This window comes from Streptomyces sp. NPDC059142 (genome assembly GCF_042755665.1).
GTDB lineage: Bacteria > Actinomycetota > Actinomycetes > Streptomycetales > Streptomycetaceae > Streptomyces.
Map to the genome: position 1 here is coordinate 1 of NZ_JBHZDA010000018.1, position 20361 is coordinate 20361.

A 20361-nucleotide genomic window follows, 5' to 3' on the forward strand; every position below is an offset into this window, starting at 1 on the left:
CGGAGGACCAGTCGACGTGCGGCGACGGGTCGTCCGCGTGCAGGGAGGCAGGCAGCACCCCGTGCCGCAACGCCTCAACCATCTTGATCACGCCGCAGACACCGGCCGCCGCCTGGGTGTGCCCGACGTTGGACTTCACCGAACCCAGCCACAGGGGCCGCTCCGGGGCCCGTTCCTGTCCGTACGTCGCCAGCAGCGCCTCCGCCTCGATCGGGTCGCCCAGCCGGGTCCCCGTGCCGTGAGCCTCCACCACGTCCACGTCGGAGGACCTGAGCCCCGCGTCGGCCAACGCGGCGCGGATCAGGCGCTGTTGGGCCAGGCCGCTCGGGGCCGACAGACCGTTGGACGCGCCGTCCTGGTTGACCGCGCTGCCCCGTACCACCGCGAGCACCCGGTGGCCGTTGCGGCGGGCGTCCGACAGCCGCTCCAGCACCAGGACGCCCACACCCTCGGACCATCCGGTGCCGTCGGCGTCGGCGGAGAACGGCTTGCACCGGCCGTCCGCCGCCAGTCCGCCCTGCCGGCCGAACTCCCGGAACATGCCGGGCGTCGCCATGACGCTCACGCCGCCGGCCAGCGCGAGGTCACACTCCCCCGACCGCAGCGCCCGGCCGGCCAGATGCACCGCCACCAGCGACGACGAACACGCCGTGTCCACCGTCACCGCCGGCCCCTCGAACCCGAACGTGTAAGCCACCCGGCCGGAGATCACACTCGGGGTGCTGCCCGTCAGGAGGTGGCCGGTGACGTGGTCCGGGGCGTGGTGCGCACGGGGGCCGTAGTCGTGCGTGGTGGCACCGACGTAGACACCGGTGGCAGAGTTCCGCAGTCCTGCCGGATCCAGTCCGGCCTGTTCCAGTGCCTCCCAGGAGGTCTCCAGCAGCAGCCGCTGCTGCGGGTCCATCGCCAGCGCCTCACGCGGCGAGATGCCGAAGAAGTCCGCGTCGAAGTCCGCGGCTCCTGCCAGGAACCCGCCACCGGGAGCGGGCGTGCCCGCATCCGTTCCGTACCGGTCCGCGGGTGCCCAGTCCCGGTCGGTGGGCCAGGTGACGGCGGCGTGGGCGCCGTCGGCGACCATGCGCCACAGGTCGTCCGCCGAGGCGACGCCCCCGGGGTAACGGCAGGCCATGCCGACGACGGCGAGGGGTTCGTCCGCGTCGTGCCGCGGGCGGGTGCCGTGGTCCCGGCCGGTGCCGGCCGGTTCGTCGGCGAGGTGCGCGGCGGGCGCCTCCGGCGCCGGACGGTCGGTCTCCGGGTGCGCGGCGAGCGGCGGCGGCGTGCGCACCGCGAGGCCCGTGGCGGGCTGGCCGTCCGGGGCGGGTTCGGCGCCGGAGGCGTGGGGCCGCGAGCCGGTGGCCCGCCCGTGGACGGCGTTCATCAGCGCGTCGAGGTGGGCGGCGAGCGCCGTGGAAGTCGGGTGGTCGAACACCGTGCTCACCCGGAGCGCCAGTCCGGTGCGGGCGGCGAGCCTCTTGGCGAGTTCCTCGATCATGACCGAGTCGAAGCCGAGGTCTTTGAAGGTGAGCGCCGGGTCGACCGGACCGCTGTCCCGTGCGACGGCGGCGGCCTGCTCGCCCACCAGGGCGCGGAGCGCGGCGGCCCGCTTGGGGCCGGTGAGCGCGGTCAGCCGGGCGGTGTCCTCGTGCTCGCCGTCCTGCGCGGCGGAGGTGCCGGTACGGGCGGGCTCCGCTTCGGTACCGGCGGGTTCGGCAGGCGGCGCGGTGGGTTCCGCGCCCGTACCGGTGGGCAGGCCGTCGAGCCAGAACCGGCGGCGCTGGAACGGGTAGGTGGGCAGGTCCACACGCCGGGCCCCGCCCAGCAGGGGAGCCCAGTCCACGTCCGCGCCCGCCACCCAAAGCTCCGCCAGCGCCCTGACCGCGCCGTGTCCTTCGTCCTCCCCCTCACCGACCAGCGCCACGGCGACGGGTCGGGGCCTCGCGTCCCCGTCCGACACGTCCCCGTCCGACGCGCCCCCGTCCGACACGTCCCCGTACGACACGTCCCCGTCCGACGCGTCCCCGTCCGACGCGTGCGCCGCCTGCTCGACGGCGCGGGTGAGGAAGGCATCCGGGCCGATCTCCAGGAAGGCCGACACGCCGTGGTCGCGCATCACGCCGATGGCATCGGAGAACCGGACGGTCCCACAGGCCTGCCGCACCCAGTACGCCGCGTCCTGGAGGAGCCCCGGCTCCGCCGGTTCTCCCGTCACGGTCGACGTCAACAGCAAGCGCTGGACGCCGAATTCGACCGAGGACAGGACCCTGCGGTACGCCGCCGCGCCGGATTCGCTCAGGGGCAGGTGGGATCCGTGCGACCGCTCCAACCTGCGCGTGCGCACACCGGCGCGGGTCAGCCGCTCGGCCTCGGCGGACACGGCGTCGGAGGGCCCGGTGATCAGCACCGAGCCGGGCGCGTTCCGTGCGGCCACCACGACGCCGTCGTCCGTGCGGACGGTGTCCGCCGCGGCGTCCACCGCGACCGTCGCCCCGGCGGCCGGCGCCGTCTCCATCAGCCAGCCCCGTGCGAGCACCACCCGTGCGGCGTCCCGCAGCGACCAGACGCCCGCGGCGTGGGCCGCGGTCAGTTCCCCGACCGAGTGTCCCGCCACCGCCGACGGCTCGACACCCCACGACGACATCAGACGCCACGCGGCCACGCCGAAGGCGAACACCCCCGCCTGCGCGCAGCCGGTGCCGTCCGCGCCGTCGGGGTCGTCGGCCCCCGCCTCCGTCGTGCGCCGCAGGACCGCACCGAACTCCCCTCGGTCCACACCGAGCCGGTCGCGGAGCTCCGCCGGCAGGTCCACCGTGTCGGCGACCTCCACGGCCACCGCGTCGAACGCGTCGTACACCTCCGCCAGTGCCGCGGTGAACTCCGCGAAGGCGGCCAGTCCCCGGCCGGCGCCTCCGCGCTCCGGGCCGTGGCCGGAGAACACCACGCCCACGTCACCCGTCGTGGCCGAGCCGGACACCAGGACGCCGGGTGGCGGCGTTCCGTCGGCGAGTGCGCGCACTCCGGCCAGCAGCTCCTCGTGCGAGGTCGCCAGGACCGCCGCACGCCGTTCGAAGGCGTTCCGTGACGACGCGAGGGACCAGGCGACGTCCGCCGGGTCCGCCGTCCCGTGTGCCGCGTCACTGGTCGCCAGGCGGGACGCGGCGTCGCGCAGCGCGGCCTCGCCGCGTCCGGAGAGCAGCCACGGCACCGAGGGGAGTGCCGCGGTCGGGGCGGTCGGGGCGGTCGGCGAGGCGGTGGGCTCCGTCGGCCGCGGGTCCCAGTCGGACAGCACCACATGGCAGTTGGTGCCGCCCATGCCGAAGGAGCTGACGCCCGCGACGAGTTCCCCGTTCACGCGGTCGGAGGACACCGGGCCGTCGGGCCACGGGCCGAGTTCCCGCTGGACGCGCAGGTTCAGTTCTCCGAGGGGGATGCGGGGGTTGGGGTTCTCGAAGTTGAGGCTGGCGGGCAGTTGCCGGTGCTTGAGGGCGAGGACGACCTTGATGAGCCCCGCGATACCGGCGGCACCGGCGAGGTGACCGATGTTGGTCTTGACGGAGCCGACGGCGAGAGGGCGGTCGGCGGAGCGGTGACGGCCGATGGCCCGGCCGAGCGCGGCGGCCTCGACGGGGTCGCCGGTGGGGGTGCCGGTGCCGTGCAGTTCTACGTAGCCGACCGCCTCCGGGGAGATGCCTGCGCTGCGGCAGGCCCGGGTGACGACGTCGGCCTGCGAGTCGGCGGTCGGGGTGGTGAGCGTCGCACCGTCCGGGTCGTTGTTGGTCGCGCTGCCGCGGATCAGGCACAGGATCTCGTCGCCGTCGGCGAGCGCGGACTCCAGACGCTTCAGGACGACGGCGCCGCCGCCCTCGCCCGGTACGTAGCCGTCGGCGCGCTCGTCGAACGTGAAGCAGCGGCCCTGGGGGGACAGGGCGCCGAGGCGGGCGGCGAGCAGCACGCTCTGCGGGAGCAGGTGGAGGTTCACCCCGCAGACGAGCGCGGCGTCGGACTCTCCCGTGCGCAGGCTCTCGCCCGCCAGGTGAAGGGCCACGAGAGAGGAGGACTGGGAGGAGTCGACGGTGATGCTGGGGCCGCGGGTGCCCAGGAAGGCGGCCAGGCGGTTGGCGATGACACCGCGCTGCACGCCGAGCATCGCGTGCTGTGTGGCGAGGGCGTGGACGTGCGGGGAGAGCAGCTGGCCGTAGTCGTCCCCGGTGACGCCGACGAACGTGCCCAGCCGGCTCCCGCGCACCCGCTCCGGAACGATGCGGGCGTTCTCCAGCGCCTCCCATCCCAGTTCCAGGGCGAGCCTCTGCTGCGGGTCGACGAACGGCGCCTCGCGGGGCGAGATCCCGAAGAACGCGGCGTCGAACTCCGCCACGTCCTCCAGGAAGGCGCCCCGGCGGGGCGTCTGCTCGGCGGCGGGTCCCGTCCACCGGTCGGCGGGCACCTCGCCGACGCTGCTCCCGCCGGCGGCCAGCAGCCGCCACAGCGCGTCGGGGTTCTCGGCTCCGGGGAAGCGACACGAGACGCCGACGATGGCGAGTGCCGGGTCCTGGCCGTCCGATGCCCTCATGAGTGCGACTCCCTAGATCCCTGCGAGAGAAAAGCGGAAGAATGGCGGTCGATCTGCCCCGCGGCCTTCCGGAAACGCGCTTTCCAGAAACGCGCTTTCCGGAATCAGGCGATCAGCACGCCATATGAATCCCTCACGCTTCCACGGGCACGCGCGAAAGGTATCCGCGAACGCCGACGTTACGTCTCCGGAAAGGGGCGCGCCGTCGACTTCGCGGCACACGCCCTCCCGGCACCGTTTTCCTGTTCCGGGCGTCTGTTCCGGGCGGCTGTTCCCGGGCCTGACGTGAATTCCGTCGAACCGCTCCGCGCTCACTTCGGGAGGTGCGGGTGAGGGCCGGGCAGCGGGACCGCCGCCCGGGGCACGGACACCGGGGCACGCGAGGTGGGCCCTCGGGTCACGTGAGGTAGTCCTCGGGCCCGCCGTCCCGGACGGTGTCGAGGGTGAAGCAGTGGAAACCCCCGCCGAACAGCCGCCGGTGCCGGTGGCGTACGGGGACCACGGTGAACTTCGCGGCCTCCAGGGTCCGGACGAGTTCGGGGCTCGCCTCGTTGACCAGGACGGTGTCCGGGTCGACGGACAGCACGTTGAGGTCGATGAAGGGGCTCGTCAGAATGAGCGCGTCGTCCTTGTAACGCGGGAAGTTGTTCCGCTCCGGCGTCGGCGCGACGATGCGGTCCCAGCGGCGCAGTTCGGGGGGCAGCGCGTCGGCGACCTCATCGGAGCGCACCAGCAGCAGGCCGGGCCGTAGAGCCAGCACCATGCTGTCGATGTGGCTGTCGCTCAGCCGGTGGACCCGGTGGATGCGGAAGCGTCCTTCGAGGTGGCGCTCCAGCCAGGTGACCGCGAGCGCGTGGTTCTCGGTCGAGACGTTGGCGACGATGTCCCGGCCGAGCCGCAGGCACTGGGCGGCGTCGAACATCATCTCCACACCGACGTCCCACGGCGAGGGCCGGGGGTCGCCGACGGGTTCGGTCGGGCCGCCGACGGTCGCGGTGCGCACGTAGGACAGGTCGAAGGAGGCGTCCGTCATCAGCGGGCGCGGCATGGTGGTCCAGCGGGCCCCGGCGCGGAAGTACTCCTGGAAGAGCGGCTTGAGGAGCTGCGTCTCGAAGTAGCGGGAGCGGATCATCGGGGGGGTCTCGATGATCTCGTCGCCGACGACGAGCGTGTTGTCGCGGATGTTGAGCGGTGGCACGACGGACGCGGACCAGGCCGGAGTGGTGACCTCCGCGGTCTCCGTCGGCAGGGCGAGGGGCCGGTGGACGGTGACGCCGAGGCCGCGCAGGGTGTCGGCCAGGCCCTCCAGGTCCTCGTTGAGCTCGTCGACATAGGCCCGTGCGACCGGCAGCCGCCGCCGGTCGGCCCCTTCGCGCCGGGCCGTCAGCCGCGGGTAATACCACTCGGAGCGGGTGGGGTTGTCCTGGGCGAGGTTGTCGTGGAAGAAGAGGTCGAAGGAGAGTTCCCGCTCGTGCGAGACATAGTTCTCCGCGGAGCCGACGACGACCTCACGCAGTCGCGACCACTCGTCATAACTGTTCAGACGCACGCAGCGAACCGCCTACTCATCGGGGTGACCGGTGTACGGGTCCGGATCCGCCCCGGCATGCCGACCGCCCCGGTCAGGCGTGTCGGCCGCGGGTCGGCCCGGTGCTCCTCGGTGCGCACGGGGGCGGTCCGCGCGGCCACGGCCGGGGGCGGGCCGCCCCCGTGCGAGCACCTCGACGAGTGTCGGCCGCGGAGCGGGCTGCCCGGCGTCGGCCGGCACCGGGATCGTGGCGCCCGGGCCTCCGTACGGGGTCACCCCGCTCACCGCCTTCCGCGTTCTGCTTGGGACACGACAGCTCGTCCGAGCACTCGCCATCGTCATGACGGCCCGTCCCGGCGGGCATCGGCGAGGGCCGCCGTTACGGCACGGTGCCCCTTGCCGTCTCCCCGGAGCGGCAGAGGCCGACGCCGGGCGCCGGGACGCGGAGGACTCGGATACGTTCCCGCGTGCGGGCGGGGAGGAAGCGACGGGCGAAGCCGGACATGTCCGTGACGGACGGAGGAAAGAACCTCTCGCACGAGTCCGTCGAGGCTGTTCCCTTTTCCGGAATTCATTCCGTCGGGAACTGTCCGAGTCCGTTACGTCGTGAGGCCGACCGTCATCGTGTAATTGACAGCCATTCTCCGCGCACCGTAGCTTCGGCCATTACCGAACTCGTTCTATCGCGAGATGAGGAAGGGCCATGGGTGTCCCTTTGCACACCATCACGACTCTGCCGACAACGCGTCGGCCCGGCCGCCCCTTCGACCCGCCGACGGAACTCCTGGAGGCCCGCCGGCACGGACCCATCAGCCGGTACACCTTCCCCGGCGGCGTACCCGGCTGGCTCGTCACCGGGTACGACCTCCTGAAGACGGTGCTGGCCGACTCGCGGTTCAGCTCACGGCGGGACCTCATGGTCCACCCGACCGTCGACTACGGGGGTATCCGGTTCCCTCCGGTGCCGCCGGGCGAGTTCCTGCTGATGGACGAGCCCGAACACGGCCGCTACCGCAAGCCGTTGATGGGCAAGTTCACCGTGCGGCGGATGCGGCTGCTCACCGAGCGCGTCGAGCGGATCACCGCCGAGCACCTGGACGCCATGGAGCAGGCGGGCCCGCCGACCGACCTGGTGACCGCCTTCGCCAAGCCCATCCCCGCCATCATGATCTGTGAGCTGCTGGGGGTTCCTCAGCAGGACCAGGCCTCCTTCCAGCGGCAGTTCGAGTCGTTCATGGACGCCGAGGCGAACGACGAGGACACGGTCGCCGCTTACACCACCACCCAGCAGCGCCTCGCGGAGCTGGTCGCCGTCAAGCGGGCGCATCCCACGGACGATGTCCTCAGCGACCTCGCCGACAGCGATCTCACCGACGAGGAGCTGAAGGGGATGGCGCTGGTGCTGCTGGCGGCCGGACTCGACACCACCGCGAACATGCTGGCGCTGGGCGCCTTCGCGCTGCTGCGCAGCCCCGAGCAGCTCGCCGCGCTGCGGGCCGATCCCTCGCTCACCGACCCGGCCGTGGAGGAACTGCTGCGCTATCTGAGCGTCGGCAAGACGTTCATGCGGACCGCGCTGGAGGACGTCGAACTGGGCGGCCACACCATCAAGGCGGGTTCACCGCTGATCCTCTCCTACAACACGGCCAACCGTGACCCCGACCAGTTCGCCGACCCCCACGTGCTCGACCTGCACCGGCAGGAGGGCCGGCACGTGGCTTTCGGACACGGCATCCACCAGTGCCTGGGGCAACAGCTCGCCCGGGTGGAGATGCGCGTCGCGTTCCCCGCGCTGATCAACCGCTTCCCCACGCTGCGTCTGGCCGTGCCCGCCGAGGAGATCGCCCTGCGCCCGGAGATCTCGGACATCCACGGTGTCAAGAGTCTGCCGGTCGCCTGGGACGCGTGAGCGACGGGGAGTGGCCGCGTACGCCGGGCGCCGCATCGGCGTCAGGTGCGCGTTGACGGTCGACGAGGTCCTCGGCCGGCGTGAGGACGACGGCGGGGTGGCCACCCTGCGCCCCGTACCGTCCGTACCGTCCCCCGGAGACCGTGGGACGGTGGTACGGGCAGCCGTCGCGCTGTGTCCTGCCGCAGCGATCACCGTGACTGCCGAACACCGCTCCTGACGAGTTCACGCGTGGCCGCCCGTCGAGGCGTCGACACCTCGGCGGGCGTGACCCCGCCCCCGGCGTCGGACAGCGCCGCGAGGATGACGTCCTTCCTGTCGGAGAGCGGATGCCCGGCGCGTCCGTCGCCGCGGAGCCGGGACCGGCGAGTGCCCCGCCCTCAGTGGGCGGCGCTGCCGGGGCGGGCGGTGGCCCGCAGGGTCTCGGTGACGAGCGTGGCGATCTCGGGCTCGTCGTCGGCGAGGAAGAAGTGGCCGCCGGAGAACACCTTCAGGTCGAAGGCGCCCGTGGTGTGGCCACGCCAGGCGGCCGCGTCGTCGAGCGGGACATGTGGGTCCTGGTCCCCCGTGAGCACGATCACGTCACACCGTACGACGGCGTCGGGGCCGGGGGCGTAGGTCTCCGCGACGGCGTAGTCCGCGCGGACCGACGGCAGGGCGAGGCTCAGCAGTTCGGGTTCGTCGAGGATGCCGACGTCCGTGCCTCCCAGGGCCCTCATCTCCGCCACAATGCCCTCGTCGTCGCGGAGGTGTACGCCCCGGTCGCTCTTGATCGACGGAGCTCGGCGGCCGGAGACGAACAGGGTGCCCGGCGCGGCCGGCCCCTCCCGTTCGAGGAGCCGGGTCAGTTCGAAGGCGACGGCGGCGCCCATGCTGTGCCCGAACACCGCGAACGAACGTCCCGCGATCTCCGGCCCCAGGTCCTCGAAGGCACCGCGGGCGAGTTCCTGGGCGGATCCCAGACAGGTTTCGCGCAACCGGTTCTGGCGTCCGGGGTACTGGGTCGCCAGTACCTCGATGTCGTCGGGGAGCCGTTGCGACAGGGAGAAGTAGGCGTTCGCAGAGCCTCCGGCGTGCGGTAGGCACACCAGGGCGGTCCGTGCGTCCGGGCGCGGATGGAACCGCCGGAACCACGGGCTCTCGGGCGGGACGGTTGGTGCCATGGGGCTGTTCCCTTCGGCTCGGTCGGACGGGCCCGGCAGTGGCCCTTCCCCGGAGCGCCTGCCCGCACCAGCACGCACAGCCGCGGTGACCGCTGAGTGTGCCGGGTCCGACCGGGTGCGACCTCCGTACTTGCCACCGTTACGCGCTCGTCCCGACTCCCCCACCGTCCTTGTCCCGCCACCGGCGCGACAGCGGCGGGCGGGCGCGGCAGGCGGGGCAGGGCGGGGCGGCCGTGGAGACGCGCTGTCGTCGGTCGCGTCGCCGGTCACATGGTCGCCGGCCGAGGCTGCGGCTCCTCGGCGGCAAGGCCCCGGTACGGGGTGCCGCAGCGGTATCCCTCGCCGGAGAGCCACGGTCCGTCCCGGGCCGCCGCGAGGACGCGGCAGGCGTCGCGCGACCACCGCCTCGTCGATCGCGCGGCAGGACGCGTCCTGTTCGAGCGCGACGGTGGAGCGGCGCAGGGCGTCGGGAGCGGGGAAGCCGGTGCCGACCGGGCCGAGCCGGGTGTCGCACGCCAGGCCCCGCCCGCCAGTGTGAACTGGGCTCCCGGCCACGGCAGTTCCCCTGTCCTGGCCGGGTACGGTCCCCGGTCGGCAATTGATGCTGCAACGGTACTTGCCAAGGCGGGCCACCCCGTTCATCGTTGATCGGAACATGGGTGGTGACCAAGCTGACGCCTTCTGGTGGACAGGCGAGTTGGATCGGCTCCACGCGCGGTTCACACATCGCTTCGCACGCAGCGAGCCGCGCGAGTCGGCGCTCGCCTACATTCAGGGACTGCTCGCCCCGCTGGCGCGCAAGAACGGCTGGACGCTGGCCGAACAGGCCGGCCATGCCGCGCCCGACCGTATCCACCGGCTGCTGAACCGGATCGAGTGGGACGCCGACGAAGTCCTCGACGACGTACGGGGGTACATCGTCGACCACCTCGGCGACCGGGACGCCGTGCTCGTCGTGGACGACACCGACTTCCTCAAGAAGGGCGCCCGGTCGGCCGGTGTGCAGCGTCAGCACTCCGGCGCCACGGGACGGACGGAGAACTGTCAGATAGGCATCTTCCTGGCCTACGTCTGCCGACACGGCCGCACGCTGATCGACCGACGGCTGTACCTGCCGACCGCTTGGACGGACGACCGGCAGCGGTGCCGCCGGGCAGGCATCAGCGACGACACCCTCTTCCAGACCAAGCCGGCCCTCGCGCGGGCGATGGTCTGGCGCGCGATCACGGACGGCGTCCCTTTCCTGTGGGTGACCGCGGACGCCGACTACGGGTTCAGCAGGAGCTGGCGGCTGGAACTGGAGGAGGCCGATGTCTTTCACATCATGGCCACCACCCGGCACGAGACCGTCGTCACCCGCTGGGCCGTCGACCATCCCGTCCATGACCTCTTCGACGAACTGCCGCGCGACCAGTGGGAACGCCGCCCGTACGAGGACGAGGCCTGCGGCAGACGGATGGCCGACTGGGCCCGGGTCGAGATCCGTCCCTGGCACCGCGCCGACCGGACGCACTGGGCCCTGGCCCGGCGCGCGGTGGGCAGACCGGAGAACATCGTCTACTACATCGTCTACTGCCAGACCCGCACCGGCCTGGACGAGCTGATCCGCGTGGTCGACAGCCGGGGAGCGCTGGAGGAGTGCTTCCGGACCGCCCGGCAGGAATGCGGGCTGGACGACTACCAGGTGCGCCGCTATCCCGGCTGGCACCGCCACATGACGTTGGCCATGGCCGCCCATGCCTGCCTGGCCGTGCTGCGGGCCCGGGAACAGAACGCCAAGAGATCGCAAAGAATTGCCGCGTCACCGACCGACCCGGACCCACGAGAATCAGATAACTGAGCGAACTCCGTGCGTTCTCGGCACACGGTCCGGAAAAGACCCCGCCCTGCTCACACCGCCACGGCGGCCGTCGGCACCGGGGCCGCGGCCGCCCCCGGCAACAACACCGGAATAATTCTCGGCAGCCCGCGCACACACGACAAGGACCGTTGCAGTACCAAGTACTCGGCTGATGTCCGCTAGAGCGGTCGCCTCGAAGGGTATGAGAGCCTCATGCCACAACAGCACCAGCCGCAACACAGTCATCCTGACTCACGGCTCTCCCCCACAATGTGCGAAACCTGTGGCGAACCGATACCCGGCCCCAAACGGTCCGGCTCGGCAACGCCCCGCGCCCGGTACTGTTCCAACGCGTGTCGGCAGCGCTCCTACCGGCTGCGACAACGTTCCGGAAGTATGGACACCTCGTTCGGCTGCGAGCCGCTCACCCAGTTGAGCAGCTTCGTGGGCCGGACCGAAGAACTGGTCGAACTGGCGCAGATGCTGCCCAAAGTAAGGCTGCTGACCCTGACGGGGCCGGCCGGCGCGGGCAAGACCAGGCTGGCCCTGGAGTTCGCCAGCCAGCAGTCCCGCAGCCGGCGCTACGACGTCGTGGTGGTCAGGCTCAGCCCGCTCGGCGACCCCGGCGCGATACGCCGGCAGGTACTGTCCGCCCTGGACGAGACGACGGACGGGGCGGAGACGACGGACCGGGACCAGCTGCTCGTCCTCGACGACTGCGAACACGTCCTGGAGGCCTGCGGCTCGTTACTCACCACACTCCTGCCAGGTCGGCCGGGACTGCGCGTCCTGGCCACCAGCCGTGAGTCGCTGCGGCTGCCGGGCGAGGCGGTCTTCTCCGTGACCGGGCTGCCCCTGCCCGACCCGGACTCGGAGAACGTACTCGCCGAATGCCACCACTCCGAAGCCGTCACGCTCTTCATCGACCGGGCCAGGGCCCTGGCCCGCGACTTCCAGCTCACCCAGACCAACGCCCCCCACCTGAGCGAGATCTGCACCCGGCTCGACGGGCTCCCCCTGTCCATAGAGATGGCCGCCCGGCTGATCCGGGTCTTCCCTCCGGCCGAGGTACGGGGCAGGCTCGACGACCAGCTCGCCCTGCTCAGGAACGGCTGGCGCCTGGCCGACGCACGGCACCAGAGTCTGCACGCCTCCCTGAAATGGGGCTACGACCTGCTGACCCCCATGGAACAAGGCCTGCTGCGCAAACTCTCGGTGCTGCCGGGTGGCTTCGGGCCGGACGCGGCCGCCACGATCGCCGCCGACGACCCCGAGGTCGCAGCCGCGGTGCCCGAGATCCTCATCAGACTGGAGGCGAAATCCCTCATCGAACCGGTCGGTACGGGCGGCACGGCCCGGTTCCGGATCCTGGAGTCGACGCGCCGCTTCGGCCACGAACAGCTCCTGGCCGAGCACGAGGACACCGACGCCTACGAGCGGCTGGTGGCGTGGCTGACCACGACGTGTCTGCCGCTGCACGCCGATTCGGTGGTCCCCGCCGGGACGCTGACCCGCTGGGAGGAGGAACGCGTCAACCTGCGGCACGCGGTGCAGCGGCTGGCCGCCGGCGCCGACGAGCGGCAACTCCTGCTGGTCGGGGCGCTGGCGGCGGTGGAGACCGGGGAAGTGACCGAGCAGCCCCGCACTGCCGACCTCGTGGCGCGCGCTCTGACAGGCACCGCGCCCACCTCCGTGTACCGGAGCGTCGCCCTGGCGGCCGCGGCCTCCCTGGCCCGGCGGGACGCGCACGGCGAGGCGGCGGCCCGGCGCGCGGACGAGGCGGTGGAACTGGAGCGCGGCCGCGGCCGCTCCCCGCTGCTGGGCCGGCTGCTCCTGCTCCGGGGAATGATCCGGCTGACACGGGACGAAGCGGAGGCCGCCCGCACCGACGTGCGCGAGGCCCTCGACATCGGTGTCAGACTGCGCCAGGACTGGTTGACGGCACTGTGCCGGGGCATGATCGCCGGGCACCAGGTGCGCGGCGGCGAGCTGGGCGAGGCAGAGCGTGAGATCGGCCGGGCTCTTCCGGTACTGCGCCGTGCCGTTCCCCGGTGGCTGCATCCCGTGCTGGTGACGGCGGGTTCTCTGGCCCTGGAGAAGAACGACCTGCCGGCCGCGGAGGCGTACTTCGCCGAGACGCTGCGCACGCCCGCGTTCCACTGGGACGACACCGTGCAGGCGATCGAGGGCGCGGCCGTGGTCGCGGCCCGTACCGGACGCTTCGACCGGGAGCTGAGGCTGCTGGGTGCCGCGGAACGGATGCGTATCGGTCTGCGGGGAATCCGGCAGGGCGACGCGTGGTGGCGACAGCGGGTCCGCGAGGCGCGCGACATCGCGTACCAGGCCCTTCCGGCGGCCCGGGCCACCGCGTGGCTGGAGGCCGGTTACGCGCTGTCCCACCAGCAGGCGCTCGCTCTCGCGCTCGGCGACGAGGTGAGCGGGCCGAAGACCAGTCAGCCCGGTCATCCGCTGAGCAGACGCGAGCAGGATGTGGCGGCGCTGATCGTGGAGGGCCTCACCAACCGCCAGATCGCGGCCCGTATGCATGTGTCGGTGCGCACCGTCGAGACCCACATCCGGCACATCCGCACCACGCTCGGGCTGCGCTCCCGGGCCCACGTCGCGGCGTGGTCGGCGCAGCAGCAGTTGGACGCTCCCGCCGCTCCCCCGCCCACCGACTCCGTCACGCTCGCGGCCAAGCCGCTGCGGCACCGGGTGCCGGAGCCTCGTCGAGCGGGCATGGCCGTGCGCTTCCCCAGCGGGAGCACCGCCCGCGAGGTCCGCTCCACCGCGGACGGGTGAGCGAGTGCCCGTGTACGCGCCGATGCGGGATCCGGCTGGTCTCGCGACGGGTGCGTGCGTTCCGGGACCGGAAGGTGGACCAGCGCCATGACTGCGAGAAAGGGCGCGTCGGCCTCGGCATCACTGGGAGACGGAAAGGGAGTTGCGCGGCGACACCAGGTCATCACCGGCCGGAACGGCGTGGGAGGAAACGTCTTCCTCCGGGCGCCGTCGTGGGGCGGCCGGCACGCCGATGAGACAGCACGCCTCGCGTGAACCGCGCCGCATCCGCCCTGTGGGCGTGACGGCGCGCACGCGCCACGGAAGAGCGCACTGCCCCCGTACGGCGCCATCCCGCGCCCTCCACGGTGAGGGGCGCGTAGTCGCGCCGGGTGCCGTCCCGGGTCCGGCGCGCGGCGACCGTGCCGGGTGCGAGGCCCGGCCGAGGGCTCGAACCGGTGTCGGGACGGGGAGACGGCGCCCCTACTCGAAGGGTGTCGGGTCGCCCGCGCCGCGCCGCACGATCTCGACGTCGCCGCCCGAGAAGTCGATCACCGTGGTGGGTTCGGTGCCGCAGTCGCCCGAGTCGATCACGGCATCCACCACGTGGTCGAGCCGTTCCTTGATCTCCCAGCCCTGCGTCAGCGGTTCCTCCTCGCCCGGCAGCAGCAGGGTGCTGGAGAGCAGCGGCTCCGCCAGCTCGGTGAGCAGCGCCTGCGTGACGACGTGGTCGGGAATCCGGACGCCGACCGTCTTCTTCTTCGGGTGCAGCAGTTGGCGCGGCACCTCCTTGGTCGCCGGGAGGATGAACGTGTAACTGCCGGGCGTCGCCGCCCTGATCGTCCGGAACACGTCGTTGTCGATCTGCACGAACCGCCCGAGCTGCGCGAAGTTCTGGCACACCAGGGTGAAGTGGTGGCGACCGTCGAGGTCGCGGATCGACCTGATCCGGTCGATGCCGTCGCGGCTGCCGAGCCGGCACCCCAGGGCGTAACAGGAGTCCGTCGGATACGCGACGAGCGCGCCGGAACGGATATCGTCGGCCACGCTGCTGATGGCGCGCCGCTGGGGACTCTCGGGGTGCACGTCGAAGTACTTGGCCATCAGCTGAGCGTACGTCACGGCAACCGCATTCCTCACGAGGCCGCCCGGCCCTCCCCGCCGATGGCTCTGCGAACTCCCTGTCCGCTGTGGTGGCTCGGGAAGTACTCGGTGACGCCCCGGGCGATCGGGGTGACGGTGATCGAGGCCGGACAGATCTGCTGGGCCGAGGGCGCGGGCGACCGAAAGCTCCAGCAGCGTGCGGCCCGGCCCCGAGCCTTCGCCGGACGCCGGACGGTGGTCGTGTCGCTGATGAAGGACATCGGGCTGGACACCGGCCGAGCCGGAGTTCACGTACGCCCTCGGCGGGCACCGGACAGGTACACGGCGCCGTGGGAGGTCACGCGACGTCATTCGCAGCCGCTCGGCGAGGCGCGAGGTGTCCAGCCCGTCGAGTGCACGGGCGAGAAGGGCTTCGTCGGCGGAACGCAGGACCCGACGGACCTCACCCACCTCGACGAACGCACACCGGCGAACCAGCATCACGCCGGACCGGCGTCATTCAGACCGAGCGGGTCAGCTTCCGGGCCGTAGTGCAGTGAACACTCCTCTGATACCGCCACAGCTGAACCAGCGCCAGCCCGAGCAGCACGGTGAACACCGCCACCAGCACGGCGGCGATCTCCGACTGTCGGCCACCGCCCTCCCTGCCCGACTGCAGGACGAGGCCCAGTACGGACAACATCATCCCGACCAGATACACCGAACGGACTCGGCGCAGTTGCCGCACCGCACGGGGAGCAAGAGAAATACGCACACGCTTCATCGAGGCCATACCCGCCCGCTACCCCCACCCGCCCGGAACAGACATCGGGTCGACCAAGGCCTATCCGGTAATTGAGCTCGTGGCAGGCCGAGATGAGTCGGCGGATACGGCATGGGAGCGGACAGAGGCATCACCGGACGGGACTGAGACGAGTGCGCCGTGAAGGAGTCGCCGCCCTGGCAGGGATCGGTGTCGAGTACTGCATCCGCCTCGAACGCGGCGATGCGCGCGGAGTGTCCGAGAGCGTCCTGCAGAGTGTCGGCCACGCCCTGCGTCTTGACGAAGACGAACACGCCCACCTGCTGGATCTCATCCGGTCCGGCGGGGGAATACGGCCGTGCCGCCGGACCGGTGCGGCAGGGATACGCCCCTCCGTACAGCGCATCCTCGGCTCCATGACGACCACACCCGCCCTGATTCCTCAACGGGCGCCTGAACGTCATCGGCGCCAACACTTTGGGACGAGCCCTGTACCAGCCGATGTACGGCGCCTACGGGAACGCCCATACGGCCCGCTTCGTCTTCACCGACCCATCCGCACAGACCTTCTGGCGCGACGGGGACGTGATCGCGGACGATACCGCGCATGCCCTGCGGGCAGAGTCCGGGAGCACCCCCTGCGACCGGGAACTCACCGATTTGACCGATGAACTAAAGGATCTTCAGACGCTCGCGGCCAAGGCCTGCCCTCGCATCATCAGCGACGAGGCCGGGCCGGCCTCGAACCGGGTCGTTCCAGAAGACTGGAAGCAGTGGCGAGCCGACCTCAACCGCCTTCGCACAGTCCTTGCTTCGCCGTCACTGCCCAGTGCACTTTTCGATGTCGAGCTATGACAGGGCGTCACCCCCCGGAAGACCTGAGCCAGAACCACTTCATGTGCCCCGTCGCCCGGCGGCTTCACACGTCCCCCGGCCCGGTCATCTCACTTGCCGGGCAGTCGCTCCGCAATGTTCCGCGTGATGGTCGCCGCGAGAGCCTTGGCGCTGTTGCAGAGCTGGTCGATGGGTTGAGGGGAGTACACGGTCAAATGCAGCAGCTCGATGGTGCGGTCGCCGGTGGAGTTCGTGTACGTACGGTGCGGGGTTCGTACGTCGCAACTGTCGTCGCTGGACTCCTGCGGCCACAGATACCCTTTCGTCCCTGCGATGTCCGTCGGCGTGCCCTCGTCCCCCATGGAGCTGTCCCGGCTGTACTCCACCCGGACCTCGCTGTCGCCGTCGTCGCTGGTCCATCCGCAGCTCCAGGAGCCGAAGCCGCGCCGCTGGTTACGTGCGTCGACGCCGGGGATCTGCCGGAGCGTGGCGGGGTCGAGCAGTGCGCAGGCGTCGACCCGGGCCAGCGAGTTGGCGGCCGGTTGTGACGAGCGCCGGGGCACCGGGGCGTCGTCCAGCACACCGACCGCATGGTCGGTGGCGGCGTCGGCCAGTGCACACAGGTCGGGCGCCGGGGTGTCGAGCTGTTTCCCGATGACCTGGATCTGTCTGTGGTCGGCGGTCGCGAGGACGCGTACGCAGGCGTCCTCCTCCCGCTCGAACGAGGCGACCGTGATGTTGCCGACCCTGCGCGTGGGCACGGCGCTGTCGAACTCGGCCGGCTCCGCGTCCAAGTAGACCTGAGCGTCGGCGACTTCGTCGCCTCCGTCATTCCGTACCAGGACGTCGCATCTGTTGAACTCCCCGTAGTCCGAGACCAGTCGCGTGTCTCCGAAGCGGCTCAGGGAGGCGGAGTCGAGAAGCGTGCATGGGTCCGCGCCACGGGTGTCGCCGATGGTGCCGGCCAGCCCCGCGGTCGCCGGGGGCTTCTGGTCCGAGGAGGTCGTGTCGCTCCCGCTGCCGTCGCCCGCACGGACGAGGAGGCCGGCCGTGATGGCGCTCGCCAGGACCAGCACCCCCCATACGACCGCCAGCGGACGGCGCCGGCGCCGCACGGACCTCGGCAGCCGGCCCACGAGAGACTGGAGGGGAAGAGTCAGGGCCAGTGTGCGGCCGTCGTGCAGCTTCGCCCGGACCTGCGGGGGCGGTGGGGCGGCCCGCGTCAACAGCCGGTGGGCCTCGGCGGCGTTCGGGCGGCGCCGGGGGTCCACCTCCAGCAACGCCGTCAGCGGAGCGGTCAGCGGCCCCGCCCGCTCCGCCGGCTCGATGTGCTCCTCGACCGCCCGGGCCAGATACTCAAGGGCGTTCCCGGCCTCCCCGTAGGGCGAGCGGCCCTCGACGGCCGCGAACAGGCTCGCCCCCAGGGAGAACACGTCGGCCTTCTCGTCCGCCGTCCGCCCCCTGGCCAGCTCGGGTGCCAGGTACTTGGGCTTGCCGCGCACCGTGCCCGACACCGTCTGTGTCTCTGTGACGTCGCTCCACAGGGCTCGCGCGATCCCGAAGTCCATCAGCCGGGCGACACCGTCATCCGTGACGAGGATGTTCTCCGGTGTGACATCACCGTGCACCACACCCTCGGCATGGGACTTCGCCAGCGCCGCCGCGATCTGGCACCCCACGGACCCGGCTGCTTCGGGCGTGAGCAATCCGTCCTCGGTCACGACCTGCGCGAGACTGCGCGAGGGCACGAACTCCATCACGATCCAGCAGGCCTCCTCCTCGACGAAATCGAAGACCGGCACGATGTTCGCGTGATGCAGCCGCGCCGCGAGCTGTGCCTCCTTCTCAAGCCGTTTCGCGGCCTCGTTGTCGCCCGGGCGGGCGCACTTGACCGCGACGCGCCGCCTCAGCTTCTCGTCCCACGCCTGCCAGACGACCCCCATCCCGCCTTTGCCGACGAGTTCCCGCAGAAGGTAGCGGTCGGCGACCTTGTACCCGGCTTCGGGCGTCACCGGCACCCCCTCCCCCGCTCCGTTCCCCATACCGCTCCCCACTCCACGCATGGTCGCCGGACAGTTACGGAGTGTACTCATGGCGGGCCGGGCCGTGAGCTGTTTCCCGGGACTCCTTACGCCTGACCGGAGTTGCACCACCCCGTGCGGCGCAGGAGAAGGCCGGTCACTATACCGAGGAGCGGAGCGAGCGGTGAGGCGCGTGCCCATCCGCAGATGACCGGCGAGGAACAGTTCCGCGCGCACCGGGGTGTCCTGTACGACGGAACCGACCCGCCGAGGGCGCGTCACGGCCTGTCGTTCCAACGGGATCCGCCGCGCGACCGGACGCCCGCACCGGACGGAAAGCGCACCGTCCGGCAGAGGCGCACGCACTTTCAGCGGATCCTGCTTCCCCTCACGCTCTCGCTCAGGGTGGACGCCTCGCATCGGTCCCCTGGATGGGCGCAGACGGAGTCGACCTCCGGGCGGAGGGTCCCAGGGGTGGCGGCGAGCAGCTGCGCGATGCGCTCCCATACGTCGGCTTCGGCGGGGCGGTGTTCGTCGTCCGCGGAGATCGCGGCCCAGGGGGCCTGGGCTCCGAGGGCGGTGCGGATCCGTGCGAATCACCGGCTGCCGCCCCGGAGTGCTGAAGCCCGTCCGCCCGGACGGCGTGTCAGACGATGGCGAGCCGCGCCACCAGCAGCTCCACCCTCCGCGCGGTTTCCGCCGGCGGCAGCCGTCCCGCCCGGGTCAGCGTCGCCAGCCCGTGCAGGGATGCCCAGAACACCTCGGTGAACAGTCCCGGGTGGACGCCGTCCCCGGCGACCTCGCCGAGGCTTTCCAGCAGCGCGGCGAAGGCGTCCTTCAGCGGTTCCGGGGTGTCCTCGGCCGCGAAGGCCAGACCGCCGTCGAGCTGGAACATGGAGTCGTAGACCGCCGGATTGCGTTCGGCGAAGTCGAGGTAGGTACGAGCGAGGGCGGTGACCCGGGCGTGGGGGCCGTCCGCGGCCGCGGTGGCGGCCCGCAGCGCCGAGGCCATCTCGGCGGCGCCCTCCAGGGCGACGGCGCCGATGATCTCGCGCTTGCCGCGGAAGTGGCTGTACAGGACGGGCTGACTGTATTCGATGCGCTCCGCGAGCCGACGGGTGGTGACCGCGTCCCAGCCCTGCTGCTCGGCGAGTTCGCGGGCTGTCGCCACGATGAGGCACTCACGGGCCGCCCGTTCGCGTTCCTTGCGTTCCTGTACCGACATGACCCGACCCTAGCACCGCTAGACATACGAGCGAAAGCAGCGCTAGCGTTACCTCGTCATCTAGCAGCGCTAGATCCCAGGAGGGGTCATCATGCTCAACGCACTCGGGGTCTTCACCGTCGTGGTCGTAGGCCTGATGGTGGGGGTGGAGTTCGCCGTCGCCTTCGTCATCAACCGGATCCTCGATGCCCTCCCGGAGGACAGCGGCCAGCTCGGCCGCGCGCACGGGGGCCGCATGCTCGGCTCCGTCATGCCGGTCTGGTACATCAGCTCGCTCGTCCTGAGCGCCGTCTGGGCCATCGCCGGATGGCATCGCCCCGGCATCGGCCTGGTCGTCACCGCTGGTGCGTTGCTGATCCTCAGCGTGATCATGTCGGTCCTGCTGCTCGTCCCGATCAACAACCGGGGCAAGACATGGACCCCTGACAACCGGCCCGACGACTGGAAGGAGCAGATGAACCGCTGGGACCGCTACCACTACGTCCGGGTCGCCATCCTGATGGCCGCCTTCACCCTGCTCGCCGCCGCCCTCGCTTGATCCCGGGCCGGGTGAACAGAGTGCGCTCCGCACGGGCGAGGCCCTGGCCGATCTTGGTACGTGTCCGGGTCGTCTGCCGTACGTCGTCGCCGGTCATGTGATCAGCACA

The 20361-nt window shown here is 71.5% G+C and carries 14 protein-coding genes; 6 read left to right on the forward strand and 8 right to left on the reverse strand.

Features of this window, described 5'->3' with window-relative positions; translation table 11 throughout:
- Together ACFXPK_RS09645 and ACFXPK_RS09650 are read right to left on the reverse strand one after the other, a co-directional pair.
- On the reverse strand, window positions 1-4567 hold a 4567-nt coding region (locus tag ACFXPK_RS09645; protein ID WP_385073478.1), incomplete at its 3' end, for a beta-ketoacyl synthase N-terminal-like domain-containing protein.
- 397 nt (window positions 4568-4964) lie between these two features.
- Window positions 4965-6116 (reverse strand): glycine amidinotransferase, encoded by a 1152-nt coding sequence (locus ACFXPK_RS09650; RefSeq protein ID WP_385073481.1) that lies wholly within the window; start codon window positions 6114-6116, stop codon window positions 4965-4967.
- Window positions 6117-6798: 682 nt separating this feature from the next.
- Here ACFXPK_RS09650 and ACFXPK_RS09655 point away from each other — a divergent pair.
- On the forward strand, window positions 6799-8004 hold the full coding sequence (locus ACFXPK_RS09655; protein WP_384994477.1) for a cytochrome P450: 1206 nt from the start codon (window positions 6799-6801) through the stop codon (window positions 8002-8004).
- Window positions 8005-8056: 52 nt separating this feature from the next.
- Window positions 8057-8224: a ferredoxin gene (locus ACFXPK_RS09660; protein WP_385073484.1), complete on the forward strand. Its 168-nt coding sequence runs from the start codon at window positions 8057-8059 to the stop codon at window positions 8222-8224.
- Between the two features lie 160 nt (window positions 8225-8384).
- Here ACFXPK_RS09660 and ACFXPK_RS09665 read toward each other — a convergent pair whose 3' ends face one another.
- Window positions 8385-9167: a thioesterase II family protein gene (locus tag ACFXPK_RS09665; RefSeq protein ID WP_385073487.1), complete on the reverse strand. Its 783-nt coding sequence runs from the start codon at window positions 9165-9167 to the stop codon at window positions 8385-8387.
- Window positions 9168-9822: 655 nt separating this feature from the next.
- Here ACFXPK_RS09665 and ACFXPK_RS09670 point away from each other — a divergent pair.
- The gene (locus ACFXPK_RS09670; RefSeq protein WP_385073489.1) at window positions 9823-11007 is read left to right on the forward strand and encodes an IS701 family transposase; all 1185 of its coding nucleotides are present in this window, start codon (window positions 9823-9825) and stop codon (window positions 11005-11007) included.
- A 396-nt stretch (window positions 11008-11403) separates the two neighbouring features.
- Entirely contained in the window at window positions 11404-13809 is a 2406-nt protein-coding gene (locus ACFXPK_RS09675; protein WP_385073492.1) for an ATP-binding protein, read from the forward strand.
- A 462-nt stretch (window positions 13810-14271) separates the two neighbouring features.
- Here the strand turns inward: ACFXPK_RS09675 and ACFXPK_RS09680 are convergent, their stop codons facing one another.
- The 3 genes from ACFXPK_RS09680 to ACFXPK_RS09690 all read right to left on the reverse strand — a co-directional run bounded on the left by ACFXPK_RS09680 (window position 14272) and on the right by ACFXPK_RS09690 (window position 15664).
- Complete coding sequence (locus tag ACFXPK_RS09680) at window positions 14272-14892, reverse strand: L-threonylcarbamoyladenylate synthase (RefSeq protein ID WP_385073665.1); 621 nt, start codon at window positions 14890-14892, stop codon at window positions 14272-14274.
- A 32-nt stretch (window positions 14893-14924) separates the two neighbouring features.
- The gene (locus tag ACFXPK_RS09685) at window positions 14925-15164 is read right to left on the reverse strand and encodes a hypothetical protein (RefSeq protein ID WP_385073495.1); all 240 of its coding nucleotides are present in this window, start codon (window positions 15162-15164) and stop codon (window positions 14925-14927) included.
- A 227-nt stretch (window positions 15165-15391) separates the two neighbouring features.
- Window positions 15392-15664, reverse strand: a complete 273-nt coding sequence (locus tag ACFXPK_RS09690) for a hypothetical protein (RefSeq protein WP_384994463.1) — start codon at window positions 15662-15664, stop codon at window positions 15392-15394.
- A 423-nt stretch (window positions 15665-16087) separates the two neighbouring features.
- On the opposite strand from ACFXPK_RS09690, the gene ACFXPK_RS09695 reads away from it, so the two are divergent.
- The gene (locus ACFXPK_RS09695; RefSeq protein ID WP_385073668.1) at window positions 16088-16489 is read left to right on the forward strand and encodes a hypothetical protein; all 402 of its coding nucleotides are present in this window, start codon (window positions 16088-16090) and stop codon (window positions 16487-16489) included.
- A gap of 89 nt (window positions 16490-16578) precedes the next feature.
- On the opposite strand, the gene ACFXPK_RS09700 is transcribed toward ACFXPK_RS09695, so the two are convergent.
- Together ACFXPK_RS09700 and ACFXPK_RS09705 are read right to left on the reverse strand one after the other, a co-directional pair.
- Entirely contained in the window at window positions 16579-18480 is a 1902-nt protein-coding gene (locus ACFXPK_RS09700; RefSeq protein WP_385073497.1) for a serine/threonine-protein kinase, read from the reverse strand.
- A 655-nt stretch (window positions 18481-19135) separates the two neighbouring features.
- The gene (locus ACFXPK_RS09705; protein ID WP_385073499.1) at window positions 19136-19714 is read right to left on the reverse strand and encodes a TetR/AcrR family transcriptional regulator; all 579 of its coding nucleotides are present in this window, start codon (window positions 19712-19714) and stop codon (window positions 19136-19138) included.
- A gap of 91 nt (window positions 19715-19805) precedes the next feature.
- Here ACFXPK_RS09705 and ACFXPK_RS09710 point away from each other — a divergent pair, with 91 nt between their 5' ends.
- Complete coding sequence (locus ACFXPK_RS09710; protein ID WP_385073501.1) at window positions 19806-20252, forward strand: anthrone oxygenase family protein; 447 nt, start codon at window positions 19806-19808, stop codon at window positions 20250-20252.
- The last annotated feature ends 109 nt before the right edge of the window (window positions 20253-20361 follow it).

Coding starts and splice junctions, on each gene's coding strand:
- ACFXPK_RS09655 (WP_384994477.1), top strand. CDS start 6,799: ATGGGTGTCCCTTTGCACACCATCACGACTCTGCCGACAACGCGTCGG.
- ACFXPK_RS09665 (WP_385073487.1), bottom strand. CDS start 9,167: ATGGCACCAACCGTCCCGCCCGAGAGCCCGTGGTTCCGGCGGTTCCAT.
- ACFXPK_RS09670 (WP_385073489.1), top strand. CDS start 9,823: ATGGGTGGTGACCAAGCTGACGCCTTCTGGTGGACAGGCGAGTTGGAT.
- ACFXPK_RS09675 (WP_385073492.1), top strand. CDS start 11,404: ATGGACACCTCGTTCGGCTGCGAGCCGCTCACCCAGTTGAGCAGCTTC.
- ACFXPK_RS09680 (WP_385073665.1), bottom strand. CDS start 14,892: ATGGCCAAGTACTTCGACGTGCACCCCGAGAGTCCCCAGCGGCGCGCC.
- ACFXPK_RS09690 (WP_384994463.1), bottom strand. CDS start 15,664: ATGGCCTCGATGAAGCGTGTGCGTATTTCTCTTGCTCCCCGTGCGGTG.
- ACFXPK_RS09705 (WP_385073499.1), bottom strand. CDS start 19,714: ATGTCGGTACAGGAACGCAAGGAACGCGAACGGGCGGCCCGTGAGTGC.
- ACFXPK_RS09710 (WP_385073501.1), top strand. CDS start 19,806: ATGCTCAACGCACTCGGGGTCTTCACCGTCGTGGTCGTAGGCCTGATG.